Source organism: Campylobacter concisus (assembly GCF_902460705.1).
Taxonomy (GTDB): domain Bacteria; phylum Campylobacterota; class Campylobacteria; order Campylobacterales; family Campylobacteraceae; genus Campylobacter_A; species Campylobacter_A concisus_Z.
Genome location: NZ_CABPUP010000001.1, coordinates 14,835 through 36,401 on the forward strand (window position 1 = coordinate 14,835; position 21,567 = coordinate 36,401).

Consider the following 21,567-nt stretch of genomic DNA (forward strand, 5'->3'; position numbering starts at 1 on the left):
CAAATCTTAGCAAAAATCGCCTTAAACTAAGGCTTTGCCTTTAAGTTTTGCATAAATTTCATTTTTCTTGCTAAGCTCTTCATCGCTTCCGATATCAACTATCCTTCCATCGCACAAAAGCGCGATCTTATCAGCATTTTCAACCGTGCTTAAGCGGTGAGCGATGACGAATATGATCTTTTTGTTTCTTAGGTTGTTTATAGCCTTTGTGATCTCTTTTTCACTCTCGTTATCAAGCGCTGAAGTAGCTTCGTCAAAGATAAGAATTTGTGGGTTTTGATAAAGTGCTCTTGCTATTGCGATGCGTTGTCTTTGACCGCCTGAAAGGTTTGTGCCAAATTCATTTAAGATAGAGTGGATACCATCATCTAGTTTGCTTACAAACTCATAAGCATTTGCCATTTTTAGTGCATTTATCACGGCATCTTCGTTAAATTCTCTGCCGTAAGCCACGTTTTTAGCGATTGTGTCGTTAAAGATATAGACACGCTGGGTTACAAGTCCGATATTTTGGCGAAGTGAGTGGATTTTGATATCTTTTAAATTCGTCTCATTTATTAAAATTTCTCCGCTATTTACGTCGTAAAATCTTATAAGTAGATTCATGAGCGAAGTTTTTCCGCCACCGCTTGAACCAACCAGGGCTATAAATTCTGACTTGCGGGCCTCTAAATTTATACCTTTTAAGACCTCTTTGTCGCCGTAGCTTAGGTGGACATCATTAAATTTAATCAAATTTATCTCTTCGTTTAGCTCTTTTTCGCCATCTTTTATCTCGCTTACTTTATCCATCAAGAAAAAGGTTCTCTCACTTGCGGCGATGGCGTCTTGCATTTTGTTGTATATATTCACGATACGTTTTAGCGGAGTGTAGAGCATAAAAAGTGCAGTTAAAAATGAAAAGAAAGCACCCATATTTATATTTCCGTCTATGACGTCTTTACCGCCTACGATAATAACGGCTGCGACACCAATAGAGCCTATCGTCTCCATAAGCGGACTTACTAATTGCTCGATTTTTACGGTTTTAAGATTTAACTTGAAAAATTTGTTATTTTCTTCAACAAAACGTGAATGCTCGTATTTTTGGGCGTTATTTGCCTTGATGATCTCGATATTTGTAAAAATTTCGCTCAAGGCTGAGGTGATATCAGATGTCTTTTCTTGCGATTTTTTTGAGATTTTTTTCATCTTTTTAGCAAGGCGCGAGATCGGATAAATCGCTATTGGCATAACAACAAGTGCAAAAAAGGCTAATTTGGGGCTTTGGTATATGACTACACAAAGCAGACCTATGATAGTTACAAGCTCCCTAATTAGCTCAGGTATGATGCTTGAAACAATAGATCTTATACGCTCTATATCGTTCGTGGTTCTGCTTATTAGCTCACCTGTTCTAAAATCATTAAAAAATTTCATGTCCAAATTTAGTAAATTTTCGACCATCTTTTCACGAAATCTTCTAATCGTATCTTGACCGATATACGCGGTAAAATAGGCCTGCATAAAAGTTCCAACATTTTTTAACAGATAAATAGCGATGATCGCACATGGTAACAAATAAAGCAGTGTTTCATTTTTTTCAACAAAAATTTTATTAAGTACTGGCTCCACTAGATACGCACTGACCGCTGTTCCTCCACTTGCAAGCCCCATGCCGATGAAGGCTAGGATGAAGTGTGGAATGTAGTCTTTAAAATATGAGCCAAAGCGCTTTAGCACATCTTTTAAGCCAAAGTTATTCATTATTTCTCTCCCAAACTGCGCCATTTGGCGTATCCATGATAGAGATATTTAGGCTGGAAAGCTCATCTCTTATCTCATCAGCTCTTGCAAAATTTTTCTCTTTTTTAGCTATCGCGCGCTCATCAAGAAGTCTTTGGATGTACTCTTTTTGCTCGTCGCTTACGCCAAACTGAAAATACTCAACATAATTTGTGATAGCGATGCCCAAAATTTCACCTATCAACTCTAAATTCGCCACTACTTCTGCCTTATAGGCTTTATCTTTTGGATTTGTATCAAGCCTTTCATTTGCTGTTTTTACAAACTCATCAACACTTGCAAGTGCTTTTGAAGCGTTTAGATCATCACTTAGTGCCTCAAGTAGCTCATTTTTAAAGCTCTCATTTATTGCCCCTGCTTGCACGCCATCAACTCTTTTTTTAAGGCGGTAAATTTTATCAAGCCTCTTTTTTGAAGCCACTAAGTCTTCATCTGAATAATTAAAATGAGCCCTGTAGTGGCTTGTAAGAAGATAAAATCTAAGCACTTCGCCATGAACGTTTTTTAGGGCGTCTTTTACGAAAAAGCTGTTATTTAGGCTCTTGCTCATCTTTTCGTTATTTACTTTTATAAAGCCATTGTGCATCCAGTATTTGCTTAAATTTTTGTGGTAGGCACATCTGCACTGGCTAGCTTCGTTTTCGTGGTGTGGAAAGAGCAGGTCGATGCCACCAGCGTGGATGTCGATCTCAAATTCCTCGTTTTCTTTGTCGCTTAAAAACTCCCTTATCATAGCTACGCACTCGGTGTGCCAGCCAGGACGACCCTTGCCAAATGGGCTCTCGTACCATTTCTCATCAAATTTCCAAAGCACGAAGTCTTTTTCATCTCTTTTTTCACCAAAACTTGCCACTCGTGCGATTAGATCGGTGTTATTATCCTTGCCGCTGATGCTAAAATATCCACTATCCTTGCTCGTATCAAAGTAAATTCCATCGCTGGTTTTATACGCCACACCTCTATCCATAAGCACCTTGATGTAGCTAATGATCGCCTCCAAGCACTGCGTAGCCTTTGGTTTAAAGTCTGGATCAAGCACGTTTAAAGCGTTCATGTCACTCTCATAATGCGCTATATATTTGTTTGTGATCTTTTCTAGGCTTTGGCCAGTTTGCGCCATTTTATTTAAAATTTTATCGTCTATATCGGTGTAGTTTCTTGCAAATTTGACCTTGTAGCCAAGCGCTTTTAATACCCTTCTTAAAAGATCAAAGCTAACGGCTGACTTTGCATGTCCCAAATGCGCATCGTCATAGACCGTTGGTCCGCACAGATAGATGCTAACTTCACCTTCTTTAATAGGGCTAAACTCAACCTTTTCTCTTTTAGAAGTATCAAAAATTCGCATTAAATATATCCTTTAAAAATGTTAAACCAAAATAGAGCAAAACCGCGAAAACAGCGATAGCGGCTATAAATTTAAGCTCGATTATAGCTAAAAATCGCTTAGCTCCAAAGGCTCTTATATATAAAATAAGCTGCAAAAATCCTCCAAGTGAGCTTGCAAATGCAAGGCCAGCAGCTCCAAATTTCTGCATCAAAATGACAGCTAGGATCAAATTTATCACAAGGCAGATGATAGAAATTTTGGCCGCCTCTTTTTGTTTCATGTTTGCATAAAGCCAAAGTGAGAAAATTTTAGCTAGACCAAATGGCGTAAGTCCCACCAAATAGGCACTTAGCACCTTGGCGCATTCAATGGTGTTTGCCCTTGCGAAATTCCCTCTTTCAAACAATAGCCAGATGATAAACTCACTTAGCACAACACCTGTGATCGTGGCTGCAAGTAGGGCACAAAGAAGCAAGTAAAAGCTCTTTTTCGTCCAAACTAGAGCGTTTGCCTCATCTTTTTGCTTTAAAAGCCTAGTGATCTTTGGAAAGAGTGCTTGAGAGAGTGCGATCGCAAAGATGGCAAGTGGAAGCTGAAAAATTCTATTTGCATAAAAAAGGTAGCTTATCGAGCCACTTACCAAAAAGCTCGCTAGCCAAGTATCCATAAATGCACTTATCTGCATAGCACTTGAGCCAAGTAAGCCGTGATAGAAATTTATAAAAAAGCCTTTGCTTTGCGCTCTTTTGCCTTTAAAATATCCGCTTAGACCGCCCCAGAAAATTTTATTTAAGGCGTTAAATTTCATAGCGATTAGATGCACTAAAACCTGCAAGATGCCGCCTACAACGACACCAAAGCTAAGATAAAGAGCGACCACGCTCTCGCTCTTGCCACGAGCCAAAAGTAGCGATGCGATCATGGCTAAATTTAGTAGCGCAGTAGAAAACGCAGTCGTTGCAAAGTACCCTTTGTACTGAAGCAGTGCACCCATGAAAGTGACGATATAAACAAGTGCTAGATAGTAGAAATTTATACGCACAAGTGGCACTGCGTCTGTGATATTTTGCTGGCTCAAGCCGCTTGCGATGATCTTTATAAAGTAGGGCGTAAATAAATTTACAAGAAGCGTTAATGCGCCTATAAAAAGTAGAAATTTGATGAAAATTTCAGCCTGAAAGATCGCTTTTTTCTTGCTATTTGCAAAATTTGGCAAAAATGCCTGCGTAAAGGCGCCCTCGCCAAAGATACGCCGAAATAAATTTGGTATTTTAAAAGCGATAAAAAAAAGATCGCTAAATATGCCAGCTCCAAGGATAGAAGCTGTTAAAAGGTCTCTTATAAGTCCAAGAATTCTTGAAACCATAATGCCAACTGAGTTTGAAAAAAAACCTTTTATAAACATCGCTCACCTAAATTAAATTTGAAAACGCAATAGTAACAAAAGATGCTTTAAAGCTTACATAACCCAAATTTAATAAAATTTTAGAGATAATAAGAGCCAAATTTTATGTGAAATGGATCAATTTTGAGCGAGAACGTGCAAGAAAACGAGAGATTTTTACCGCCAACGCAAATTCAAACTTCAACGCCTTATATATCGCTTAAAGAACTAAGCAAGCAACACAGCGTACCGGTAGAATTTATAGATTTTAAAATTTTAGATATTTTGACTTATTATAAAAATAAAGATAATGAAGAGCCAGTTTTTGTCCCTGAAGAAAATTTAAACTTTTTTGATGATAATGCTTTTTATCTTGACGAGACACTAGAGATCGAGCAGGTCTATGACGTGGAATTTTTTGATGTTAGGCTAAATGCTGTACCAAGGCTTCCAAAGATAGAAATCGGTGTAAATTCAACGGTTACAAAAGTAGTCGCAAAGGTAAAAGCTACAAAAGATTGTGAATACGAACAGCATTACGAAGATAAACTTTTTGAATACATCGCCAAACAGCTTATGAAAGCTCAAATTTTAATAGGTATAAGGATCGGCAAACTAAAAGATGAGTTAAAACAAATCGCCTCAGTTGTGCATGTAAAGGGCGAACTTGATAAAGACTACATACTAAACATAACACAAGGTATAAATCCAAAAAAAGCTACCGATGCAAAGATACTTTACTATTACAAAGATAAACTTGATGCGATAAAAGAGGAAGACAAGGTTGATTACGCTGATAGAGGTTTTGTTTTTGGTGTAGCACAAGATGAAGTGATAATGGAAGAGAAAAAGTCTCACGAAGGGCAAAATGGCCGTGATGCGAGAGGTAAATTATTAGCAGTAGAAAAGCCAAAAGAAGATACTGGTAAAGAGATAAGCATAAGCGAAAATATAGAGAGAGTAGAAAATGACGATAGCATAATATACATCGCTAAAAAATCAGGATATGTAGTTGAGAAAAATGGCTCATTTGACATCGAAGAGCGTATAGAGATAAATGAAGCAAATTTTAAAACAACTGGCTCTATTCAAGCAGGTACTGATACAAATGTGACTTTGGTGGTTAGGGAAACTGATACTATAAAAGACGCCATCGGTACTGGCATCATCGTGGAGGCTGACGAGATAGAGGTAAAAGGAAATGTCGGTGCAAATGCAATGGTTAAAGCAAATGAAGTAATAATCGGTGGTCAAACACACCAAAAGGCTAAAATTTATGCAAAGAATGCAAAAATTTCTATCCACATCGGTAAGGTTGAAGCTGAAAATGTCGAGATAGATAGGCTAGAAGGCGGAAACGTCGTAGCAAAAAGAGTTAAGATAAATAGCGTCGTTGGTGGCTCTATAACCGCTCAAAATATTCAAATAAACACACTTGGCTCAAACTGCACTATCACAGCTTCACACTTAATAGACGTAAGATATCTAAGAGGCACTGATAATAAATTTATAATCGATACTAGCAAAATGCCTGAAAGTGCTGAGGCTACGCAAGAGCAATTAAATAAGATCGAATATACAAAAGCGGAGCTTGCCTCACTTCTAAAAAATATTGAAACAAAGAAAAATGTCATAAATGAAAATAAAGACTCGATTTATACCATAAAAGCAAAGGTAGAAGAGCTCTCAAAAGCTAAAGTGATACCGCCAGTTACCTTTATGAAAAAGCTAAAAGAGTATCAAGGTCTAGTCAATGAATACAACACTTTGCTAAAAATTTTTAAAGATAAAAAAGAGTTGCTAGCTACTCTAAAAGATGAGCTTGAGATCATGCAAAATGGAATATTCTCTGCAAAAGTGATAAATAGAGGCAACTGGGTTGAACTAAATGAGATTAGATTTGTTATCGTTGATCCTCCGCAAAATGTTACTTATATCTCAAAGCAAAATGAAACCGCTCATGCTATTACTTTGGAGAAGATCGGCGATGGCGATGAGGCTGAGTATAAGATCAAAAAGTCAAATAAATTAGAAGACTACACAGATACAAATTTCTAAGAATAAAAGGTTAAAGGATGATAAAAGCGATCGAAGGTATCGTCAGCAAAAAAGATCCCGCATTTGTGATACTTAAGACAAATAGCGGCGTAAGTTATGGGATTTTCATTTCGCTTTTTTGCTCAGCCAAGCTTAGCAAGGGCGAAAAAGTCGAGCTTGCCATAACACAGATCATAAGAGAGGACGCAAATTTACTTTACGGCTTTTTGGATGCAAATGAGCAAAAGATGTTTGAGATGCTTATTAAATTAAATGGCATCGGAGCTAGCACGGCTATGGCAGTTTGCTCAAGTCTTAGCTCACAGGCATTTACAAGTGCCATAATAAGCGGCGATGCAGATACCTTTAAAAGTGTGCCAGGTATCGGACCAAAGACTGCTAGACGCATCATAGCTGAGCTAAGCGACGCAAAACTAATAAGTGACGAGAGCGTGCCAAGCTATCAAAATGAGGCACTTTTGGCACTTGAAGCACTTGGTTTTAAACGTGAGAAGATAGTGAAAATTTTGCCTGAGTGCAAGAGTGAAAATACGAGTGATCTTATAAAAGAAGCATTAAAGAAATTAGGATAAGGATAAAAAGATGAATTTAGGTGTGATATTTGGAGCAAAGAGCTATGAACATGAGATAAGCATAGTTAGTGCGATAGTTTTAAAAAATGTCCTAAAACAAGAGCTAAAATTTATATTTTGCGACGCAAATAGAGATTTTTATCTTATCGAGCAAAAAGATATGAGAGCAAATTTCTTTAGCTCTGGTAAATACAAAAATTCAAAAAAGCTCATTTTGTCTAAGGGCGGATTTTTCATACACTCTCTTTTTGGCGATAAAAAAGTAGAGTGCGACGTCATTATAAATTTGATCCATGGCATGGACGGCGAAGATGGCAAGATAGCGGCACTTTTTGACTTTTACGGCATAAAATATATAGGTCCAAGGCTTGAAGTAAGTGCGCTTAGTTACAACAAAGAATTAACCAAATTTCTAGCGCAAAAAGCTGGCGTAAAGGCGCTTGACTATGAGATGCTAACTCGTGAGAGCCAGCCAAAATTTCACTATCCTATTATTTTAAAGCCAGCAAGACTTGGAAGTAGTATCGGCGTAAATATAGTGCATGACGCCAGCGAGCTAACTTATGCAAAAGACGTAGCATTTGAGTTTGATAAAGATGTGCTTATCGAGCCTTTTATAAAGGGAGTAAAAGAGTACAACCTTGCAGGCTGTAAGATAGATGGGAAGATAAAATTTTCTATCATCGAAGAGCCAAAAAAGAAAGAATTTCTTGACTACGAGCAAAAATATCTTAGCTTTTCAAATGAAAACAAGGTAAAAGAGGCTGAAATTTCTGAGGAGTTAAAACAAAAGCTTAAATTTAACTTTTCAAAAATTTATGATTGCGGCTTTGATGGAGCGATCATTAGATGCGACTTTTTTATGATAGATGATGAGGTCTATCTAAATGAGATAAATCCAAATCCAGGAAGCCTTGCAAACTATCTATTTGAGGATTTTGAGAGCACTTTAAATGCTCTTGCAAACTCACTTCCAAGAGAGCGTAATATAAAGATCGATTATAGCTTTATAAACTCGATCACTTCAGTAAAAGGTCGTGGGAAAATTTAGGCCATTTAGTAGATTATAAAGTAGTTTGTGATATTTTACGTAAAATTTTACACAAAGAGCGACAATGGTAACTTTTACAAAAGATGAAATTTATACAGCAACTGAAGTGGTTAGAAATTTTAGTTCAGTGCTCTCTCGTGTGGGAGCTAATGAATTAAAAAGAGCGGTCATTGTTAAAAATAATAAATTTGAAGCAGTACTTTTAAATATGGAAGAGTATGAGCGTCTTTGCGAGGCAGTAAGCGTGCTTGAGAGCATTTACGCTGCTAAAAAAAGAGAAAACGATGGCGAGTAGGGCGGTAAAGTACGGCTCAGACGAGTATGAGATCAGCTACGAAGTAGTAAATCCGAAATGCAAAAAAATAGTGCTTTTCTTACACGGCTGGGGCGCAAACAAAGAGATAATGAAAAAGGCATTTGGCTCATATTTGAGCGAACTGCGCCACGTTTATATCGATATGCCAGGCTTTGGTAAAAGCTCAATTACTGATCCTTTAAAAACAAGCGATTATGCAAAAATTGTTGAAAATTTCTGCGATGAGCTTGGCATAAAGCCAGATATCATCGTAGGTCATAGCTTTGGTGGCAAGGTCGCAACGCTTCTAAAACCGCCACATCTTGTACTTTTAAGCTCAGCTGGCATAGTTGTCAAAAAGCCATTTATCGTGCGCACAAAGATCGCTATTTTTAAAATTTTTAAGCTTTTTGGATTTGGAAAATTTTATAAACTCTTTGCTACAAAAGATGTGAGTGGTATGAGTAGAGTGATGTATGATACCCTAAAAAACGTTGTTGATGAGGATTTTATGAAGCATTTTGCCAGCTTTAGTGGTAAGGCTTTGATATTTTGGGGAGAAAATGACAAGGCAACGCCTATAACAAGCGGAGAGAGTATACATAAGCTCATAAAAAATAGTTCATTTTTTCCGCTTAATGGTGATCATTTTTTCTTTTTACTTCACGCTAAATTTATAAGTGACGAGATAGAAAAAGGGATAAATTTTGAGCTAAATGAAGCTAAAAATGTTGTGCTAGATGACGATGAGAGCGGTATCGAGGAGGTAAGATGAATATATTTTTAAGCATAGGCACAGTTTTATTTGTTTTTGCGCTCGCTTTTTATGTGATTACTTGCTTTCAGTGGTTTTCATATAGGCCTGAGCGCGTGCTCTTTCACTTCACAAAGCCCGCTTGGCACGTCTTTTTCTTTATTGTGCCGTTGGTACTTTTTTACACGACTGGTAAGTGGTTTTTTATCTATTTTTACTTTGCACTTTTGCCAGCTCTTTATCTTTGGTACAAAAAACTTGATAAAAAGCTAGTCTTTACCGCCAGGGTCAAGCACTTTTTTGTGATCCTTGCTTGCGCTATTATCCTAAACTACGCTCTAAATTTTATCATCCACAAGGCGTTTTTGGCTCCGATGCCACTTTTTGTCTTGGTTATGAGCCTATTTTTTAGTGAAATTTTAGAAAAGATAAAATTTCAAGGATTTAAAAACAAGGCACTTAAAAAACTGGGCGCAAATAAAGATCTAAAAATTATCTTGATCACAGCAAGCTACGGCAAAACTAGTATCAAAAATTTCTTATTTGAAATTTTAAAAGATAGCTTTGTCTGCTACAAAACACCTCGCAGCGTAAATACAATGGCTGGCATCATCAAAGATATCAATGAAAACTTAAGCGAGCAAACGCAAATTTACATCGCTGAGGCAGGCGCTAGGCTAAAGGGCGACATTTTGGAGATCACTAAATTTCTAAATCCGCAAATCGTAATCGTTGGCGAGATCGGCGCGCAACACATTGAGTATTTTAAAACGCTTGATAATATCCGCTCTACCAAGCTTGAAGCACTTCAAAGCACTCGTTTGCAAATGGCATTTTTACATAGTTCGACAAAAAAAGAGCCAAGCCAAAATTTAGAAATTTACGATGAGAGCCTAAAAGATATAAATGCAAATTTAGATGGAATTTCGTTTACGCTTGATGGCAAGAGCTACGTTTTGCCGCTACTTGGCAAATTTAACGCTACAAATTTAGCCGTTTGTATAAAGGTGGCAAAGTATCTAAAGATGAGCGATGAGGCGGTAGATAGAGCGCTATCTAAGATGAAAAACGTCGAGCACCGTCTAAGCAAGATCGAGGCTGGCGGCAAGCTGATAATTGATGATAGCTTTAATGGAAATTTTTCAGGTATGAGCTCAAGCTACGAGCTTGTAAGTACCTACGCTGGCAGAAAAGTGCTGCTAACGCCTGGTATCGTCGAGAGCGATGCGGAGCAAAATGCAAATTTAGCCAAGGTGATAAATGAAATTTTTGATCTTGTCATCATCACAAGCTCACTAAATGCTGAAGTTTTACTAAAGTACATCATAAAGCCAAAGATCATCATCTTAAAGGATAAAAATAAAATGCAAGAAATTCTAGCTCAAAATACGCGTGCTGGCGATCTCATACTATTTTCAAACGATGCACCGAGCTTTATATGAAAAAGATAGTTTTTTTAATCCTAGCTTTAAATTTGGTATTTGGCTTTGATATTGATGATTATGACAGAGGTATTGAGGCGCTAAATGCCGGAGATTACGCAACTGCGTATGAAATTTTCTATGATGGCTGTGAGCAAAAAGATGTGCTTTCGTGCGAGGCCTTGGGCGATATGTTTGTAAATGAAGAGATAAATGAGCAAATGGATAGTGATCTAAAAAAGCACTCAAATATCGAGCTTGGCGTGAGTTATTATATGAAAAGCTGTGACCTTGGCTACCAAAATGCTTGTGATGATGTGATGAGCTTAAGGGATGATTTAAACATAAGCCTTCCAGCTGGTGTTTATGAAAACGCCAAAGCAAGGTACGATGAGATAAGACAAGAAGACGAAAAAGAAGAAGCCTTAAGCGAGCAAAATGAAACTTTGCAAAAATAAATTCTCTAGTTTTAGACTAGATTTACTTTTAGCGTATGCTCTTTTAGGCTTGCTGGAATTTTGCCATTTTCAAGCTCTATCAGTTCGCTAACTCTTAAAATATAAAAATCCTGCAAGCTTCTGTTTGCAAATTTTTCAAGCTTTTTTGAAAGCGTGTCAAACATATAAAACTCAGCCTCATTGCTAGCTAGTAAAAAATCAGCCCCGCTATCAAACGCATTAAAGATGGTCTTGCTTGCAAGTGCAAATGCAAGCTTTTCGTTTACTTTTAAAAGCTCAAATCCACAAGGAAATTTGGTGTTTAGATTTATAAAATTTGCTCTAAATTTATCTAAATTTACAGGGATTTTATCACTTACGGCTATTTTAAATCCTTTAAATTTATCCAAGCTCTTTATCTTTTCAAGCTCGTTTTTTGAGGTTTCATCATCTTTTATTCCTAAAATTTCTTTAAAAAACCTAATCGCTTCTGTATAAATTTCGCTTCCGCCAAAGATAAAATCATCAATCTTGTAAGCTATCAAAACACCATTTTCATTGTTGATAAGCCTCATGATCTCATCATTTTTTTCTTTTTTATAAAGATGATGAGCCAATATGATAGCAGCTGCACCTATAAAATTTGGCTCGTATTCTCTCACAAAATCAGCATAAAAATATGGTTTTAAGCTTGCATAAAATTCTTTGTCTGCTTGATCGCAAAATTTCTCAAATGGCTTAAATTTCTCCCAAAAGTCGTCATCGTTTATTTCAAGATCTAAAACTGCTCTTTTTTCATCAAGTGGCGAAATCACAATCTCGCCTGTAAATTTCTCATATAAATTTACTAATGGTTCAGTAGTGCTCACTACGACATCATTTACTTTCACAAAGCCAGTTGTTGGCTGAAAATATGGATCAATTTTTTTAACATGCAAAAATAGCTCGTCAAGGTTTGCGTAATCTAAAATTTCTAAAAAATATGGTTTAAAATACGACAAAATATCCTTTTTTGCATTAAATCTAAAAATTTCTATTTTTTGCATTTGGCTCCTTTTTTGGCTTATTTTATCCTAAAATTAAAAGGAGTTTCATTATAATGGCCCGATGGATAAAGAAAATTTCACGATTGAATGCTTTGGTAACGCTTATATTGGCGATGATGCGGCTGTGCTTGGCAAGCAGGTCTTTAGCAAGGATATTTTTGCTGAAAACTCGCATTTTAAGCATGGCTGGCTAAGCCTTGAAGAGATCGGCTACAAGGCGATGATCGTAAATTTTTCAGATACAATCGTGATGAATGCTAGGCCAAAATTTGCGCTTCTTGGACTTAGTTTGCCAAAGAATTTTACGCCACAGCAAATCAAAGAGCTAAGTGGCGGCATAAATAGAGCGTGTGAGGAGTTTGGTGTAAAGATAATCGGTGGCGACACGATAAGTAGCAAAATTTTAAATATAAGCGTTAGTGTAATTGGCGAGCTAAATGGCAAAGCTGTGCTTAGAAAAAATGCAAAATACGGAGATCTGGTGGCTTTTACTGGCGAGCTTGGAGGTAGCAAAAAAGGGCTAAATTCGCTTCTAAGGCTAGCTCAAATTTCAAAAAATTCACGTTTTAAAAAGCCTATTTTAAGAGATAAATTTTTCTACAAAGCAGCTCATCTTGTAAACTCCGCTATGGATATCTCAGATGGGCTAAATGCAGATTTTGCTAAGCTTTTAAAGGCTAACAAAAAGGGTGCTAAATTTACAAAAAAGCTAAGTAAATTTGAGCTTAGTAGCGGTGAAGAGTATGAAATTTTATTTACTTTTAGTCCTAAAAATTTAAACGCTATCAAAAGGATTGCCGCAAAAACACGGACAAAGATTAACGTCTTTGCAAAAATTTCAAATAAAAGGTTAAAACAAAATGCAAGAAACCACCACTTTTAAGCCACTTTATGCACTCACTCATGCGCCCATAGAGGCTTACTTTTCTAAAAATTCAGATGATTTTGTCGTGCGCGAGATACCACTTTACGAGTTTAGCGGGGATGGCGAGCACTTGATCGTTGAAATTTCTAAAAAAGATATGACGACGCAGGAGGCTTTGCACGTCTTAAGCGAGGTTACAGGAGCTAAAATGCGCGACTTTGGCTATGCGGGACTAAAAGACAAACAGGGCATGACGACGCAGTTTATCTCGATGCCACGTAAATTTGAGAGCAATCTAGCGAATTTTAGCCACGAAAAGATGAAAATTTTAAGCCTAAATGTGCATAAAAATAAGCTTCGTATCGGACATCTAAAGGGAAATAGCTTTTTTATACGCTTAAAAAAAGTACTACCAAGTAATGCCAAAAAGCTAGAGCAAGTATTTGTTAGTATCGATAAAATGGGATATGCAAACTACTTTGGCTATCAGCGTTTTGGTAAATTTGGCGACAATGCCGAAACTGGCCTGGAGCTTCTTAAAAATGGGACGATAAACGGCAAAAAAAGTAAAAATGTCAAGCTAAACGACTTTTTGATCTCGGCATATCAAAGTGATCTTTTTAACCGTTGGCTTAGCAAACGCGTGGAGATTTCAAAGTTTGCGCAGGATTTTAGCCTAGGCGAGCTAGCTCAAATTTACCCGTATCTTGACGGCGCAATTTTGAAAAATTTAAAATCGCAAAAGAGATTTTTTAAACTGATAGAGGGCGAAGTTTTGGGTCACTATCCGCACGGCAAGTGCTTTTTGTGCGAGGATTTGGACGCGGAGGGCACGCGCTTTGACGCTAGGGATATCACTAGCTGCGGGCTGATAGCGGGTGCAAAGGAGTATGAGGCGCAGGGTGCGGCTAGAGCAGTCGAGGATCAAATTTTCGCGCAGGCAAACAAATATAAAGCTAAAATGACGGGTTCTAGGCGCTTTGCGTGGTGTTATTTGGAGGATGCGAGCTATAAATACAATGAGGAAAAAGCGCACTTTACGATAAATTTTACGCTGCAAAAAGGCAGCTATGCGACTGTTGTGCTAGAAGAAATCTTGCATAAAAATATCTTTGAGTAGGGCGGCGGCTTGTCTTGCGAGCGCTTTTAAATGATTTTTGCATCTATGCTCGCAAGTGCAAGCAGAGTATAAATTTCGCCCTGCGATAGGCTGTATATCTTATCTTGGGACGAAATTTACTTCTTCTATTTAGCTAAGAGCATAGCGACGTAGGAAACAATTAAAACCATCTCGCAAGACTTCACCTTAACTTTTACGTTTAAATTTTGCAAATCAAAATTCACCTCGCCTAACGCTCTTTAAAAGCTGTGAGTCAAGCGGTGCAAAAACTTTACATTGTCATTTTAAGCTCAAATTTGAGGCTAAATTTATTGGATTTTCGCGCCAAGACCCGTATCCTAAACCCGCTAAATTTTACCCGTGGAGCAAGACGCGAGCGACGCAAAATACAAGCGTTTCTAGGATCGTTTAGATATAATACGTTTACAAATTTATATTTTAAAGGGATTAAAAATGGCGAATATTTTTCTTTGCTCTTATTTTGCGGAGATTGCGAGTAAGATCAATGAAGTGGTAAAATTTCAAGGCAAAGATATTGTTTTTATCGATACGGCAGCAAAATTTGAAGAGGTGAATTTTTACGTAGATGAAGCGGTGGAGATTTTAGAAAATTTTGGCGCGAAGCTAAGACACCTTGACGTCTCTTGCGCCAAGAATTCGGCGGCGCTAGTATCCGAGCAAGACGAACCATTTTGCGACGATGAGATTTTAGCCGCTATTAGTCAGTGCGACATCATTTACGTTAGCGGCGGAAATACGTTTTATCTGCTTAACGAGCTGCGAAAATCGCGCATCTGGCAAGCTATAAAAAATGCAGTCAAAGCGGGCAAAATTTATATCGGTGAGTCGGCGGGAGCGATCGCGGCGGCTCCGGATACGAAATATGCTACGCTGATGGATGAAAATAGCGTAAAAACGAGCGATTTTACGGGGTTAAATTTGGTTGATTTTTGCATCGTGCCGCACTTTGGCTGCGAGCCTTTTATGCAAGCCACGCACGAGATAATGGAGAAATTTGGGAACTTGTACGATTTACGACCTATAAATAATGCTGAGTTTATCGCGCTTTGAGATAAAATTTTATACGTTCTTTGCGCTAAATATTTACTCAAAGTGCTCTATTTATTTTTAAATAAAAAACATAAAGTTTAAAGTTTTAAAAGCTAGAAATTTAAGCCAAAGCCGCTATAATTTCGCTCTGGCACGGTAAGCGATCGCTTTTGTTTTTGCAAAAGAGGAAAGTCCGAGCTGCGATAAGACAAGGTTCCATCTAACGGATGGCTAGGGAAACCTAAGGGATAGTGTAACAGAAAGTAGACTTCCGCTTCGGCGGTAAAGGTGAAACGGTGGGGTAAGAGCCCACCGGCACGCTTGGTAACTTGCGTGGCCATATAAACCCAACCTGCAGCAAGAAGGGATGGTTTTGGTCTTATATTAAAACCCTTCGCTAGAGTTTGTTTGTAAAAGCAAGCGTAGATAAATGATCGCTCAAGACAGAACTCGGCTTAACGCCGTGCCTTTAATTTTATAAAAACATATCAGTTTGTTACGTATTTTTGAGCTTTTTGTAGTTTTATAAGCTCATTTTGGATGTGCGAAGACTTGCTTTTTAAAAGCTCTATTGCGCCGCCAATTAGTGCTTGTGCTTCTTGCGCTAGAGCTAGGCTCGTAAACATATCTTCATTAAAATTTTGTGATAAAGCAGCTATCTTGTCTGTGTCTTCGTTTATCAATGCTAATTTAAATTCATTGATCCAACTATTCACCTGATGTTACCTCTCTCCATGCTTCAGATAGTTGCTTTACGACATTGGTTACTTCATTTAAAGCCGCGACATCGTTTTGTATATTTGCCATAGCAAGAAGTTGCATCTGTCTTGTATAAAGGCCGCTAAGATAGTGGGCTACATCGCCTTGAGAATAATCAAGCGAATTTAAAAGCTCAACAAAAATAGCGTTTGTCCTATTAATATAATAAACTTTTTTCTCTATATCTCCAGCTTCTATCGCCTTTTTTGTACGAAATATAAATTTTAAAATTCCGTCATAAAGCATTTCTATTAATTTAGTTGGGGACTCAATGCCCCCAAAACTAGACTGTGCGTATGCACTATATGCACTTTGGTTCATCTTTCTCTCTTATTTTCTACTATTTATCTCTGCATCGATCATTGATTTTAGTGTCGAGAACTGATTTTCTAAGCTTGCGATGATAGCGTTATACTTGATAAAACGCTCTTGCATTGTTGTATATTTCTCATCTAAAAGCTTTTGTGTGCTCTCTTTGTTTTTTGTGATCGACTCATTTTCATCTTTTAACTGATTTTGCATAGCAACCATCGTACCACTTTTGCCAACGACACCATCAAGCATTTTAGCTAGCTTTGTAAATAGCCCATCTGTCTTTTTGGTTACTGGATTTATAGTAGCTTCATTCATACCTAGAGCTGTTAAGGCTGAATTTTTACCTTTTACCTCGATATTTTCGCCATCGCTTCTTTTTAAGACGATTCTTTTGCCACTTTTATCAAGACTAGCTGTAACTCCAGTTATGCCAGCGTCATTTATAGCTTGTTGAAGTTTTAGTGCGTTCTCTTCGGCTGTGGCTGTGGCAGTAGTTGAGAATGTAACTGACTTGCCGTTTATCGTAAGATCACCAGCTTTTATATCTAATGCTCCAGCGCTAACAGTCGATGCCCCCATATAACTTATTGGCTCGATCTTGCTTGATCCCATGAAAAATTTCTGAATCTCTTCAGGATCTTTGCTAAGAGCTGCATTTAGCTTATTTAGATCAAGCTGAAGCTGTCCGTCTTTATCAGGCACTATGCCATATTTGCTTAATGCTTTACCTTCACTATCTTGTCCATTTACAAGACGACCAATGTTTGATCTTAAGCTTGAAATTTCGCTAACGCCTTGGAAAGTGCCAGCTCCCTTTTCCTCGTCATATTTTGTGGCTATACCAAGGTTCATGGTCATTAGGTTGTAGTCTTTGATAAATTCTTCAACCGCTTTTATTACTTCTTTTGTATCTTGAGAGACGCTTACGTTTGTTTTACCAGTTTCATTTAATGTAATAGAAATTCCAGGCCTTAAGTCGTTAAAGGTATTTTTGCTTCTTTTTACATTTACTCCGTTATATGTAAATTCCGCATCTTGTGCCTTTAAAATTCTATTTTTTTCAAAATTTGATGTCATCTTTGGTGTGCCATCAGGATTTGTTAGTAGAGTGCCATTTGCATCTTTATCTTGAAACTGCGTACTATCCCAGCCAAGCTTATCTAAAACACCAGCCGTATCATTTGAAAATTTAATAGTCTGTGTTGCGCCAGTGTTGCCTGATTGAAGCATGATTTGATTTGGTTTATCTCCGCCAACGTTTAAAATTCTAGCTTGTAATTTACCACGACTAATATCATTTATCTTGTCTACAATATCCTGATACGTGGTTGATCTAGTTACGCTAATAGAAAATTTTTGTCCATCGATCTCAACGTCAAAAGAGCCGTTATTTGTCGCACCTACTAAGCTTGAAGCGTTTTTGAAATTTGAGCTTTGAAATGTATCTTTTTGAGCAAGTTTTTGCACATCTATATTAAAATTTTGTACGTTAACGCCATTTGCCGCTGAGGCTGTTACGCTTTTGCCAGCATTATTTGTAGTTCTTTTTAGATAAAGTGCCTCTCCGCCAAGCGTTTTGCCACTTACGTTTACGTTGCTAACTAGAGTTTTTAGCGCTGCAAGGTCTTTTTGCTTTAGGTCATTTCTTTCTAGCCTTTTTGTTAAAGGCTTGATCTGTCCTGCTTCATCTGCTTCTTTTAATTTCTTGATAAGATCATCATTTAGTCCGCTATTTTTTGTGCCGATGCCTAAATTTGTTACGTTACCTACTGCCATTTTTAACTCTCCTTGTCAAAAAGTATTCCGATACTTTCTTTGAAATACTCGCTTATTCTTATAGCTTCTTTGCTTGGAAGTTGTGTTATCTCTTCTCCAGTTTTAGCATCTTTTACTTGCACGACCATTAAATTTAGCTTCTCATTGTAAGCAAATCTTACATTAGTATCGAGCTGCTGCATTTGATAGTTTAGTCTGTCAGTGACCTCTCTTGTTCTTTTGGCAAGCTCTTCGTTGCTAAGTCCGTCTAGCTCGTTAATGTCTTTTGTTTCATTGTTTTTATCAGCACTTAATTTAACATCAGAATGCTCTATAGGTCTGCTGTCTATTTGACGTTGAGCGGATGTGCTCATGCTCGTATCTAGCACCTGATTTGCTGCTGCCTTAAAGATTTCCATAGTTTTACTCCTTAAAACTTACGTTAGCTTCTACATCGGTAAAATTTTAAAATCCTTTAGTGTTTATACAAATTTTTGATTATTTAGGCTAAAATCGAGCAAAAATTTATAGGAAGAGATATGAAAATTTCATTTGAGTGCGAGTGTATTTTACTTCAAAAGACACTGTTGCTTTTTTGTGGAAATTTGGCTGCTCATCATAAGGATTGTGATTTTGTAGTGAGTGACCGCGAGATTGCGACAAAAAAACCACTATTTATAATAGGTAAAAATGCTCATCTTTCTCATCCTTTTACCAAGACGACACTTCTTGATACACTTGAAGAATTTTACTCAGCTATGCAAATTTCAAAAGCAAATGAGCTAAATGAAGCTAAAAATGAAAAGAGCTTAGAAGAGAAAATTTCACTTTTAATAGATAAATTTAAAGTCGATCTTCTTGAAATTCTAAGGGCAAATCAGTGAAGCTTTACACTAAAATCTCAAGTGGTAAATTTAAAGGCAAAAGGCTTGAACTGCCAAGTCTAAGCACGACTAGAAGTACAAAAAGTATCGTAAAAGAGTCCTTTTTTAACGTCATTAGAGATGAAATTTACTCACTTACATTTATAGAGGGTTTTAGTGGAAGTGGCGTGATGGCAAGCGAGGCCGTTAGCAACGGAGCACGTGAGGCTATCGCTATCGAAAAAGACAGAGCCGCTTTTAAGATCACACAGAGTAATCTTGCCAGCCTTGAAGCCGCAAATTTAAAAGCAATAAATGGGGACACTTTCGCCATTTTGCCTGATCTTGTAAATTCGCAAAATGGCAAGGTCTTGCTCTACCTTGATCCGCCATTTGACATAAGAGCTGGCTTTGATGATATCTACGAAAAGCTTGTAAATTTAATCTCACAGCTAAAAAAAGAGAAAATTTACATGATAGTTTTTGAGCACAACAGTGACTTTAAATTTAGTGATGAAATTTCTACATTTAAACTAGTAAAATTTAAAAAATTTGGAGCTACTTCGCTCTCTTATTTTCAATAATTTATAAAAATTTGGAACATCTTTTGCTTTAAAAACCTGAAATAGCTAAATTTTAGGAAAAAATATGAAAAAATTTTTATCTTTTGTAGCAGCTTCAGTGATAGCTACTTCAGCCTTTGCTACGCAGATAAAAGAGCTTGCAAGCATAGTTGGCGTAAGAGATAATCAGCTAATAGGCTATGGCCTTGTGGTTGGACTAAATGGCACAGGTGATGGCTCAACGTCGAAATTTACGATACAGTCTCTATCAAACATGCTTCAAGGTGTAAACGTAAAGATAAATCCAGATGATATCAAGTCAAAAAACGCAGCAGCTGTTATGGTAACAGCTAAGCTTCCTGCATTTGCAAGGCATGGCGATAAACTTGATGTCGTGATCTCATCTATTGGCGATGCAAAAAGTTTGCAAGGGGGTACGCTTCTCATGACGCCACTAAAAGGCGTTGACGGTGATATTTACGCTCTAGCTCAGGGTGCTTTAAGCATCGGTGGTAAAAGCATGGGTAGATCAGGTGGGAACCACCCAACCGTCGGTTCTATCCTAAATGGAGCTTTGGTTGAGCGAGAAGTAACTTATGACATTTACAATCAAGACACTATAAGACTAAGCCTAAAAGATACAAATTTTAAAACCGCTCTTGATATCCAAAACGCCATAAATGCAAATATCTCTGATGATGCCGCAAAGGCGATAGATCCAAGAACGGTCATCGTTAAAAAGCCAGATGATGTTAGTATCATCGAGCTTGCAAGCGCTGTACTTGATCTTGACGTGGAGTATAAGCCAGATGAGAAGATCGTAGTTGATGAGAGAACCGGCACAATAGTAAGTGGTATAAATGCCGTGGTTAGTCCAGTTGTATTAACTCACGGTGCAATCACAATAAAAATAGAGCCAAATAGCTATGAGGAAGCAGCACAAAATGATGTAAATATAGGAAGCGATACATCTGTCGCACCTAGTCAAAATTTACTTAAAATTTCAGGCGAAAAAACAACCGTTGCAAATATAACAAGAGCTTTAAATAAGCTTGGGGCAACACCAAGCGATATCATATCGATACTTGAAAATTTAAAACGAGTTGGTGCGATACAAGTTGATCTGGAGATAATATAATGCAAATAGATAACACACTAGCACTAAATTCATACAATGAAATTTCAGCAAATAAGATAAAAAATGCAAATGCTAAACAAGATGCGCTTTTAAAAGAGCAAACTGATGCATTTGAGGCATATATGGTAAAGGCTGTGCTTGATATTGCTTTAAAAGAAGATGAGCACAACTCGCTATATCCAAAGGCTGCTGGTAGCGATATTTATAGGTCAATGTATAACGATGCAATGAGTAAAGCATTGAGCGGAAATCTTGGTTTTTCAGAACTTTTGTACGATTTTTTAAAGAGAGACTCTTAAGTAAATTTATATTATGCCGATGTAGTGATATAAACATTTTATTTTAAGAGGTATGAATATGATAAGGCCTTTGAATCAAAGACCAAATTTTCAGGCAAATACGCTAAATAAAAATAGCGATGCCAAGGTCGAAACTCAGAGTAAAGAAGTAAGAACAAACGAAAACGCAAAGCTAAAAGAGATAGCTGATGCCATAGCAAATGGCACCTATCAGGTTGATATATCAAAAACGGCTAGGGCTGTGGCTGATGCGTTGCTGTAATTAAGGAATTTAAATGATAAAAAAGCTTTTGGACGAGGCTATAGGTGAGCTTGATGAGCTTATAAATTTAACCATACAAGACATCGCAAATATAAAAGAGGCTAAACACTCAAGTGTTGATGAGAGTGTAAAGAAAAAAAATGCCTTAGTTCGTGCATTTGAAGATACAAAAAGAGCACTAGATAAAGAGCTTTTAAAGGTATCAAAAGAGAGCGGTACGACTACACTTGCTAGTGTTTTAGACGATGAAGTGAAGTCAAAGCTTGTTCTTATGCGTTCAAAGCTTGAAAATTTACATAAAGTAAATAAAGAATATGCAAGACATGTTGTTGCTGTTAAAGAATTTTTTGACTCACTTAATGAAAAAATTTTTGGCACTAAAGCAAGCGAATACGGCCAAGATGGAAATAGCATAGATAATAATTTTTATAAATCAAGGGTTTAA

The 21,567-nt window shown here is 37.2% G+C and carries 24 protein-coding genes and 1 other RNA gene; 17 read left to right on the forward strand and 8 right to left on the reverse strand.

What is annotated here, in order from left to right:
- Positions 1-21: 21 nt before the first annotated feature.
- From F3G75_RS00095 to murJ, 3 genes are read right to left on the reverse strand one after another with little or no spacing between them, the layout of a single operon-like run.
- Complete coding sequence (locus F3G75_RS00095) at positions 22-1,746, reverse strand: ABC transporter ATP-binding protein (protein WP_149716100.1); 1,725 nt, start codon at positions 1,744-1,746, stop codon at positions 22-24.
- Positions 1,739-3,133 carry a cysteine--tRNA ligase gene (cysS, locus tag F3G75_RS00100; RefSeq protein ID WP_149716101.1) on the reverse strand — a complete coding sequence of 465 codons (1,395 nt, stop codon included), beginning with the start codon at positions 3,131-3,133 and terminating at the stop codon, positions 1,739-1,741. The genes F3G75_RS00095 and cysS overlap by 8 nt, the downstream gene beginning before the upstream one ends.
- Positions 3,120-4,520: a murein biosynthesis integral membrane protein MurJ gene (gene murJ / locus F3G75_RS00105; RefSeq protein ID WP_149716102.1), complete on the reverse strand. Its 1,401-nt coding sequence runs from the start codon at positions 4,518-4,520 to the stop codon at positions 3,120-3,122. Before murJ ends, cysS begins: the two co-directional genes overlap by 14 nt.
- A 123-nt stretch (positions 4,521-4,643) precedes the next feature.
- Here murJ and F3G75_RS00110 point away from each other — a divergent pair, with 123 nt between their 5' ends.
- The 7 genes from F3G75_RS00110 (at position 4,644) to F3G75_RS00140 (ending at position 11,108) form a co-directional block, all read left to right on the forward strand.
- Entirely contained in the window at positions 4,644-6,557 is a 1,914-nt protein-coding gene (locus F3G75_RS00110; RefSeq protein ID WP_149716103.1) for a flagellar assembly protein A, read from the forward strand.
- A 17-nt stretch (positions 6,558-6,574) separates the two neighbouring features.
- Positions 6,575-7,129, forward strand: coding sequence for a Holliday junction branch migration protein RuvA (gene ruvA, locus F3G75_RS00115; protein ID WP_107687272.1), 555 nt, complete (start codon positions 6,575-6,577; stop codon positions 7,127-7,129).
- A 10-nt stretch (positions 7,130-7,139) separates the two neighbouring features.
- A complete protein-coding gene (locus F3G75_RS00120; RefSeq protein WP_149716104.1) occupies positions 7,140-8,180 on the forward strand; it encodes a D-alanine--D-alanine ligase in 1,041 nt (346 codons plus the stop codon).
- A 64-nt stretch (positions 8,181-8,244) separates the two neighbouring features.
- Complete coding sequence (locus tag F3G75_RS00125) at positions 8,245-8,475, forward strand: type II toxin-antitoxin system Phd/YefM family antitoxin (protein ID WP_087584583.1); 231 nt, start codon at positions 8,245-8,247, stop codon at positions 8,473-8,475.
- Positions 8,465-9,250 carry an EstV family lipase gene (gene estV, locus F3G75_RS00130; protein WP_149716105.1) on the forward strand — a complete coding sequence of 262 codons (786 nt, stop codon included), beginning with the start codon at positions 8,465-8,467 and terminating at the stop codon, positions 9,248-9,250. The genes F3G75_RS00125 and estV overlap by 11 nt, the downstream gene beginning before the upstream one ends.
- Positions 9,247-10,671, forward strand: a complete 1,425-nt coding sequence (locus tag F3G75_RS00135) for a Mur ligase family protein (protein ID WP_149716106.1) — start codon at positions 9,247-9,249, stop codon at positions 10,669-10,671. The genes estV and F3G75_RS00135 overlap by 4 nt, the downstream gene beginning before the upstream one ends.
- Entirely contained in the window at positions 10,668-11,108 is a 441-nt protein-coding gene (locus F3G75_RS00140) for a hypothetical protein (RefSeq protein WP_149716107.1), read from the forward strand. The genes F3G75_RS00135 and F3G75_RS00140 overlap by 4 nt, the downstream gene beginning before the upstream one ends.
- An 11-nt stretch (positions 11,109-11,119) precedes the next feature.
- On the opposite strand, the gene F3G75_RS00145 is transcribed toward F3G75_RS00140, so the two are convergent.
- On the reverse strand, positions 11,120-12,133 hold the full coding sequence (locus tag F3G75_RS00145; protein WP_149716108.1) for an HdrB C-terminal domain-containing protein: 1,014 nt from the start codon (positions 12,131-12,133) through the stop codon (positions 11,120-11,122).
- A gap of 61 nt (positions 12,134-12,194) precedes the next feature.
- Here F3G75_RS00145 and F3G75_RS00150 point away from each other — a divergent pair, with 61 nt between their 5' ends.
- The 4 genes from F3G75_RS00150 to rnpB all read left to right on the forward strand — a co-directional run bounded on the left by F3G75_RS00150 (position 12,195) and on the right by rnpB (position 15,642).
- Entirely contained in the window at positions 12,195-13,016 is an 822-nt protein-coding gene (locus F3G75_RS00150; RefSeq protein ID WP_149716109.1) for a thiamine-phosphate kinase, read from the forward strand.
- Positions 12,994-14,118, forward strand: coding sequence for a tRNA pseudouridine(13) synthase TruD (gene truD, locus F3G75_RS00155; RefSeq protein WP_149716110.1), 1,125 nt, complete (start codon positions 12,994-12,996; stop codon positions 14,116-14,118). The genes F3G75_RS00150 and truD overlap by 23 nt, the downstream gene beginning before the upstream one ends.
- Positions 14,119-14,571: 453 nt before the next feature.
- On the forward strand, positions 14,572-15,189 hold the full coding sequence (locus tag F3G75_RS00160) for a Type 1 glutamine amidotransferase-like domain-containing protein (RefSeq protein ID WP_149716111.1): 618 nt from the start codon (positions 14,572-14,574) through the stop codon (positions 15,187-15,189).
- Positions 15,190-15,316: 127 nt separating this feature from the next.
- Positions 15,317-15,642: RNase P RNA component class A (gene rnpB / locus F3G75_RS00165), an RNA gene on the forward strand.
- Between the two features lie 14 nt (positions 15,643-15,656).
- On the opposite strand, the gene F3G75_RS00170 is transcribed toward rnpB, so the two are convergent.
- From F3G75_RS00170 to flaG, 4 genes are read right to left on the reverse strand one after another with little or no spacing between them, the layout of a single operon-like run.
- On the reverse strand, positions 15,657-15,884 hold the full coding sequence (locus tag F3G75_RS00170) for a hypothetical protein (RefSeq protein ID WP_103640513.1): 228 nt from the start codon (positions 15,882-15,884) through the stop codon (positions 15,657-15,659).
- Positions 15,877-16,248: a flagellar export chaperone FliS gene (gene fliS / locus F3G75_RS00175; protein ID WP_072594313.1), complete on the reverse strand. Its 372-nt coding sequence runs from the start codon at positions 16,246-16,248 to the stop codon at positions 15,877-15,879. The genes F3G75_RS00170 and fliS overlap by 8 nt, the downstream gene beginning before the upstream one ends.
- Positions 16,249-16,257: 9 nt before the next feature.
- Positions 16,258-18,018 (reverse strand): flagellar filament capping protein FliD, encoded by a 1,761-nt coding sequence (gene fliD / locus F3G75_RS00180; protein WP_149716112.1) that lies wholly within the window; start codon positions 18,016-18,018, stop codon positions 16,258-16,260.
- Between the two features lie 2 nt (positions 18,019-18,020).
- Positions 18,021-18,416 (reverse strand): flagella length regulator FlaG, encoded by a 396-nt coding sequence (gene flaG, locus F3G75_RS00185; protein ID WP_072594311.1) that lies wholly within the window; start codon positions 18,414-18,416, stop codon positions 18,021-18,023.
- Between the two features lie 120 nt (positions 18,417-18,536).
- Between flaG and F3G75_RS00190 the strand changes: the two genes are divergently transcribed.
- From F3G75_RS00190 to flgN, 6 genes are all read left to right on the forward strand, one after another.
- The gene (locus F3G75_RS00190; RefSeq protein WP_149716113.1) at positions 18,537-18,881 is read left to right on the forward strand and encodes an ornithine carbamoyltransferase; all 345 of its coding nucleotides are present in this window, start codon (positions 18,537-18,539) and stop codon (positions 18,879-18,881) included.
- Entirely contained in the window at positions 18,878-19,444 is a 567-nt protein-coding gene (gene rsmD, locus F3G75_RS00195) for a 16S rRNA (guanine(966)-N(2))-methyltransferase RsmD (protein ID WP_149716114.1), read from the forward strand. The genes F3G75_RS00190 and rsmD overlap by 4 nt, the downstream gene beginning before the upstream one ends.
- Before the next feature lie 64 nt (positions 19,445-19,508).
- Positions 19,509-20,561, forward strand: coding sequence for a flagellar basal body P-ring protein FlgI (locus F3G75_RS00200; RefSeq protein ID WP_149716115.1), 1,053 nt, complete (start codon positions 19,509-19,511; stop codon positions 20,559-20,561).
- On the forward strand, positions 20,561-20,860 hold the full coding sequence (locus F3G75_RS00205; RefSeq protein WP_021091392.1) for a rod-binding protein: 300 nt from the start codon (positions 20,561-20,563) through the stop codon (positions 20,858-20,860). The genes F3G75_RS00200 and F3G75_RS00205 overlap by 1 nt, the downstream gene beginning before the upstream one ends.
- A gap of 58 nt (positions 20,861-20,918) precedes the next feature.
- Entirely contained in the window at positions 20,919-21,122 is a 204-nt protein-coding gene (locus F3G75_RS00210) for a flagellar biosynthesis anti-sigma factor FlgM (RefSeq protein WP_072594307.1), read from the forward strand.
- 13 nt (positions 21,123-21,135) lie between these two features.
- Positions 21,136-21,567, forward strand: coding sequence for a flagellar export chaperone FlgN (flgN, locus tag F3G75_RS00215; protein ID WP_021091397.1), 432 nt, complete (start codon positions 21,136-21,138; stop codon positions 21,565-21,567).

Excerpts from the sequence above, each read along its gene's own strand:
- fliD (WP_149716112.1), bottom strand. The coding sequence starts at position 18,018 with ATGGCAGTAGGTAACGTAACAAATTTAGGCATCGGCACAAAAAATAGC.
- F3G75_RS00125 (WP_087584583.1), top strand. The coding sequence starts at position 8,245 with ATGGTAACTTTTACAAAAGATGAAATTTATACAGCAACTGAAGTGGTT.
- F3G75_RS00095 (WP_149716100.1), bottom strand. The coding sequence starts at position 1,746 with ATGAATAACTTTGGCTTAAAAGATGTGCTAAAGCGCTTTGGCTCATAT.
- F3G75_RS00160 (WP_149716111.1), top strand. The coding sequence starts at position 14,572 with ATGGCGAATATTTTTCTTTGCTCTTATTTTGCGGAGATTGCGAGTAAG.
- murJ (WP_149716102.1), bottom strand. The coding sequence starts at position 4,520 with ATGTTTATAAAAGGTTTTTTTTCAAACTCAGTTGGCATTATGGTTTCA.
- F3G75_RS00200 (WP_149716115.1), top strand. The coding sequence starts at position 19,509 with ATGAAAAAATTTTTATCTTTTGTAGCAGCTTCAGTGATAGCTACTTCA.
- fliS (WP_072594313.1), bottom strand. The coding sequence starts at position 16,248 with ATGAACCAAAGTGCATATAGTGCATACGCACAGTCTAGTTTTGGGGGC.
- F3G75_RS00205 (WP_021091392.1), top strand. The coding sequence starts at position 20,561 with ATGCAAATAGATAACACACTAGCACTAAATTCATACAATGAAATTTCA.
- truD (WP_149716110.1), top strand. The coding sequence starts at position 12,994 with ATGCAAGAAACCACCACTTTTAAGCCACTTTATGCACTCACTCATGCG.
- ruvA (WP_107687272.1), top strand. The coding sequence starts at position 6,575 with ATGATAAAAGCGATCGAAGGTATCGTCAGCAAAAAAGATCCCGCATTT.
- F3G75_RS00150 (WP_149716109.1), top strand. The coding sequence starts at position 12,195 with ATGGATAAAGAAAATTTCACGATTGAATGCTTTGGTAACGCTTATATT.
- F3G75_RS00135 (WP_149716106.1), top strand. The coding sequence starts at position 9,247 with ATGAATATATTTTTAAGCATAGGCACAGTTTTATTTGTTTTTGCGCTC.
- flaG (WP_072594311.1), bottom strand. The coding sequence starts at position 18,416 with ATGGAAATCTTTAAGGCAGCAGCAAATCAGGTGCTAGATACGAGCATG.
- cysS (WP_149716101.1), bottom strand. The coding sequence starts at position 3,133 with ATGCGAATTTTTGATACTTCTAAAAGAGAAAAGGTTGAGTTTAGCCCT.
- flgN (WP_021091397.1), top strand. The coding sequence starts at position 21,136 with ATGATAAAAAAGCTTTTGGACGAGGCTATAGGTGAGCTTGATGAGCTT.
- estV (WP_149716105.1), top strand. The coding sequence starts at position 8,465 with ATGGCGAGTAGGGCGGTAAAGTACGGCTCAGACGAGTATGAGATCAGC.
- F3G75_RS00190 (WP_149716113.1), top strand. The coding sequence starts at position 18,537 with ATGAAAATTTCATTTGAGTGCGAGTGTATTTTACTTCAAAAGACACTG.
- F3G75_RS00145 (WP_149716108.1), bottom strand. The coding sequence starts at position 12,133 with ATGCAAAAAATAGAAATTTTTAGATTTAATGCAAAAAAGGATATTTTG.
- F3G75_RS00120 (WP_149716104.1), top strand. The coding sequence starts at position 7,140 with ATGAATTTAGGTGTGATATTTGGAGCAAAGAGCTATGAACATGAGATA.
- F3G75_RS00210 (WP_072594307.1), top strand. The coding sequence starts at position 20,919 with ATGATAAGGCCTTTGAATCAAAGACCAAATTTTCAGGCAAATACGCTA.
- F3G75_RS00140 (WP_149716107.1), top strand. The coding sequence starts at position 10,668 with ATGAAAAAGATAGTTTTTTTAATCCTAGCTTTAAATTTGGTATTTGGC.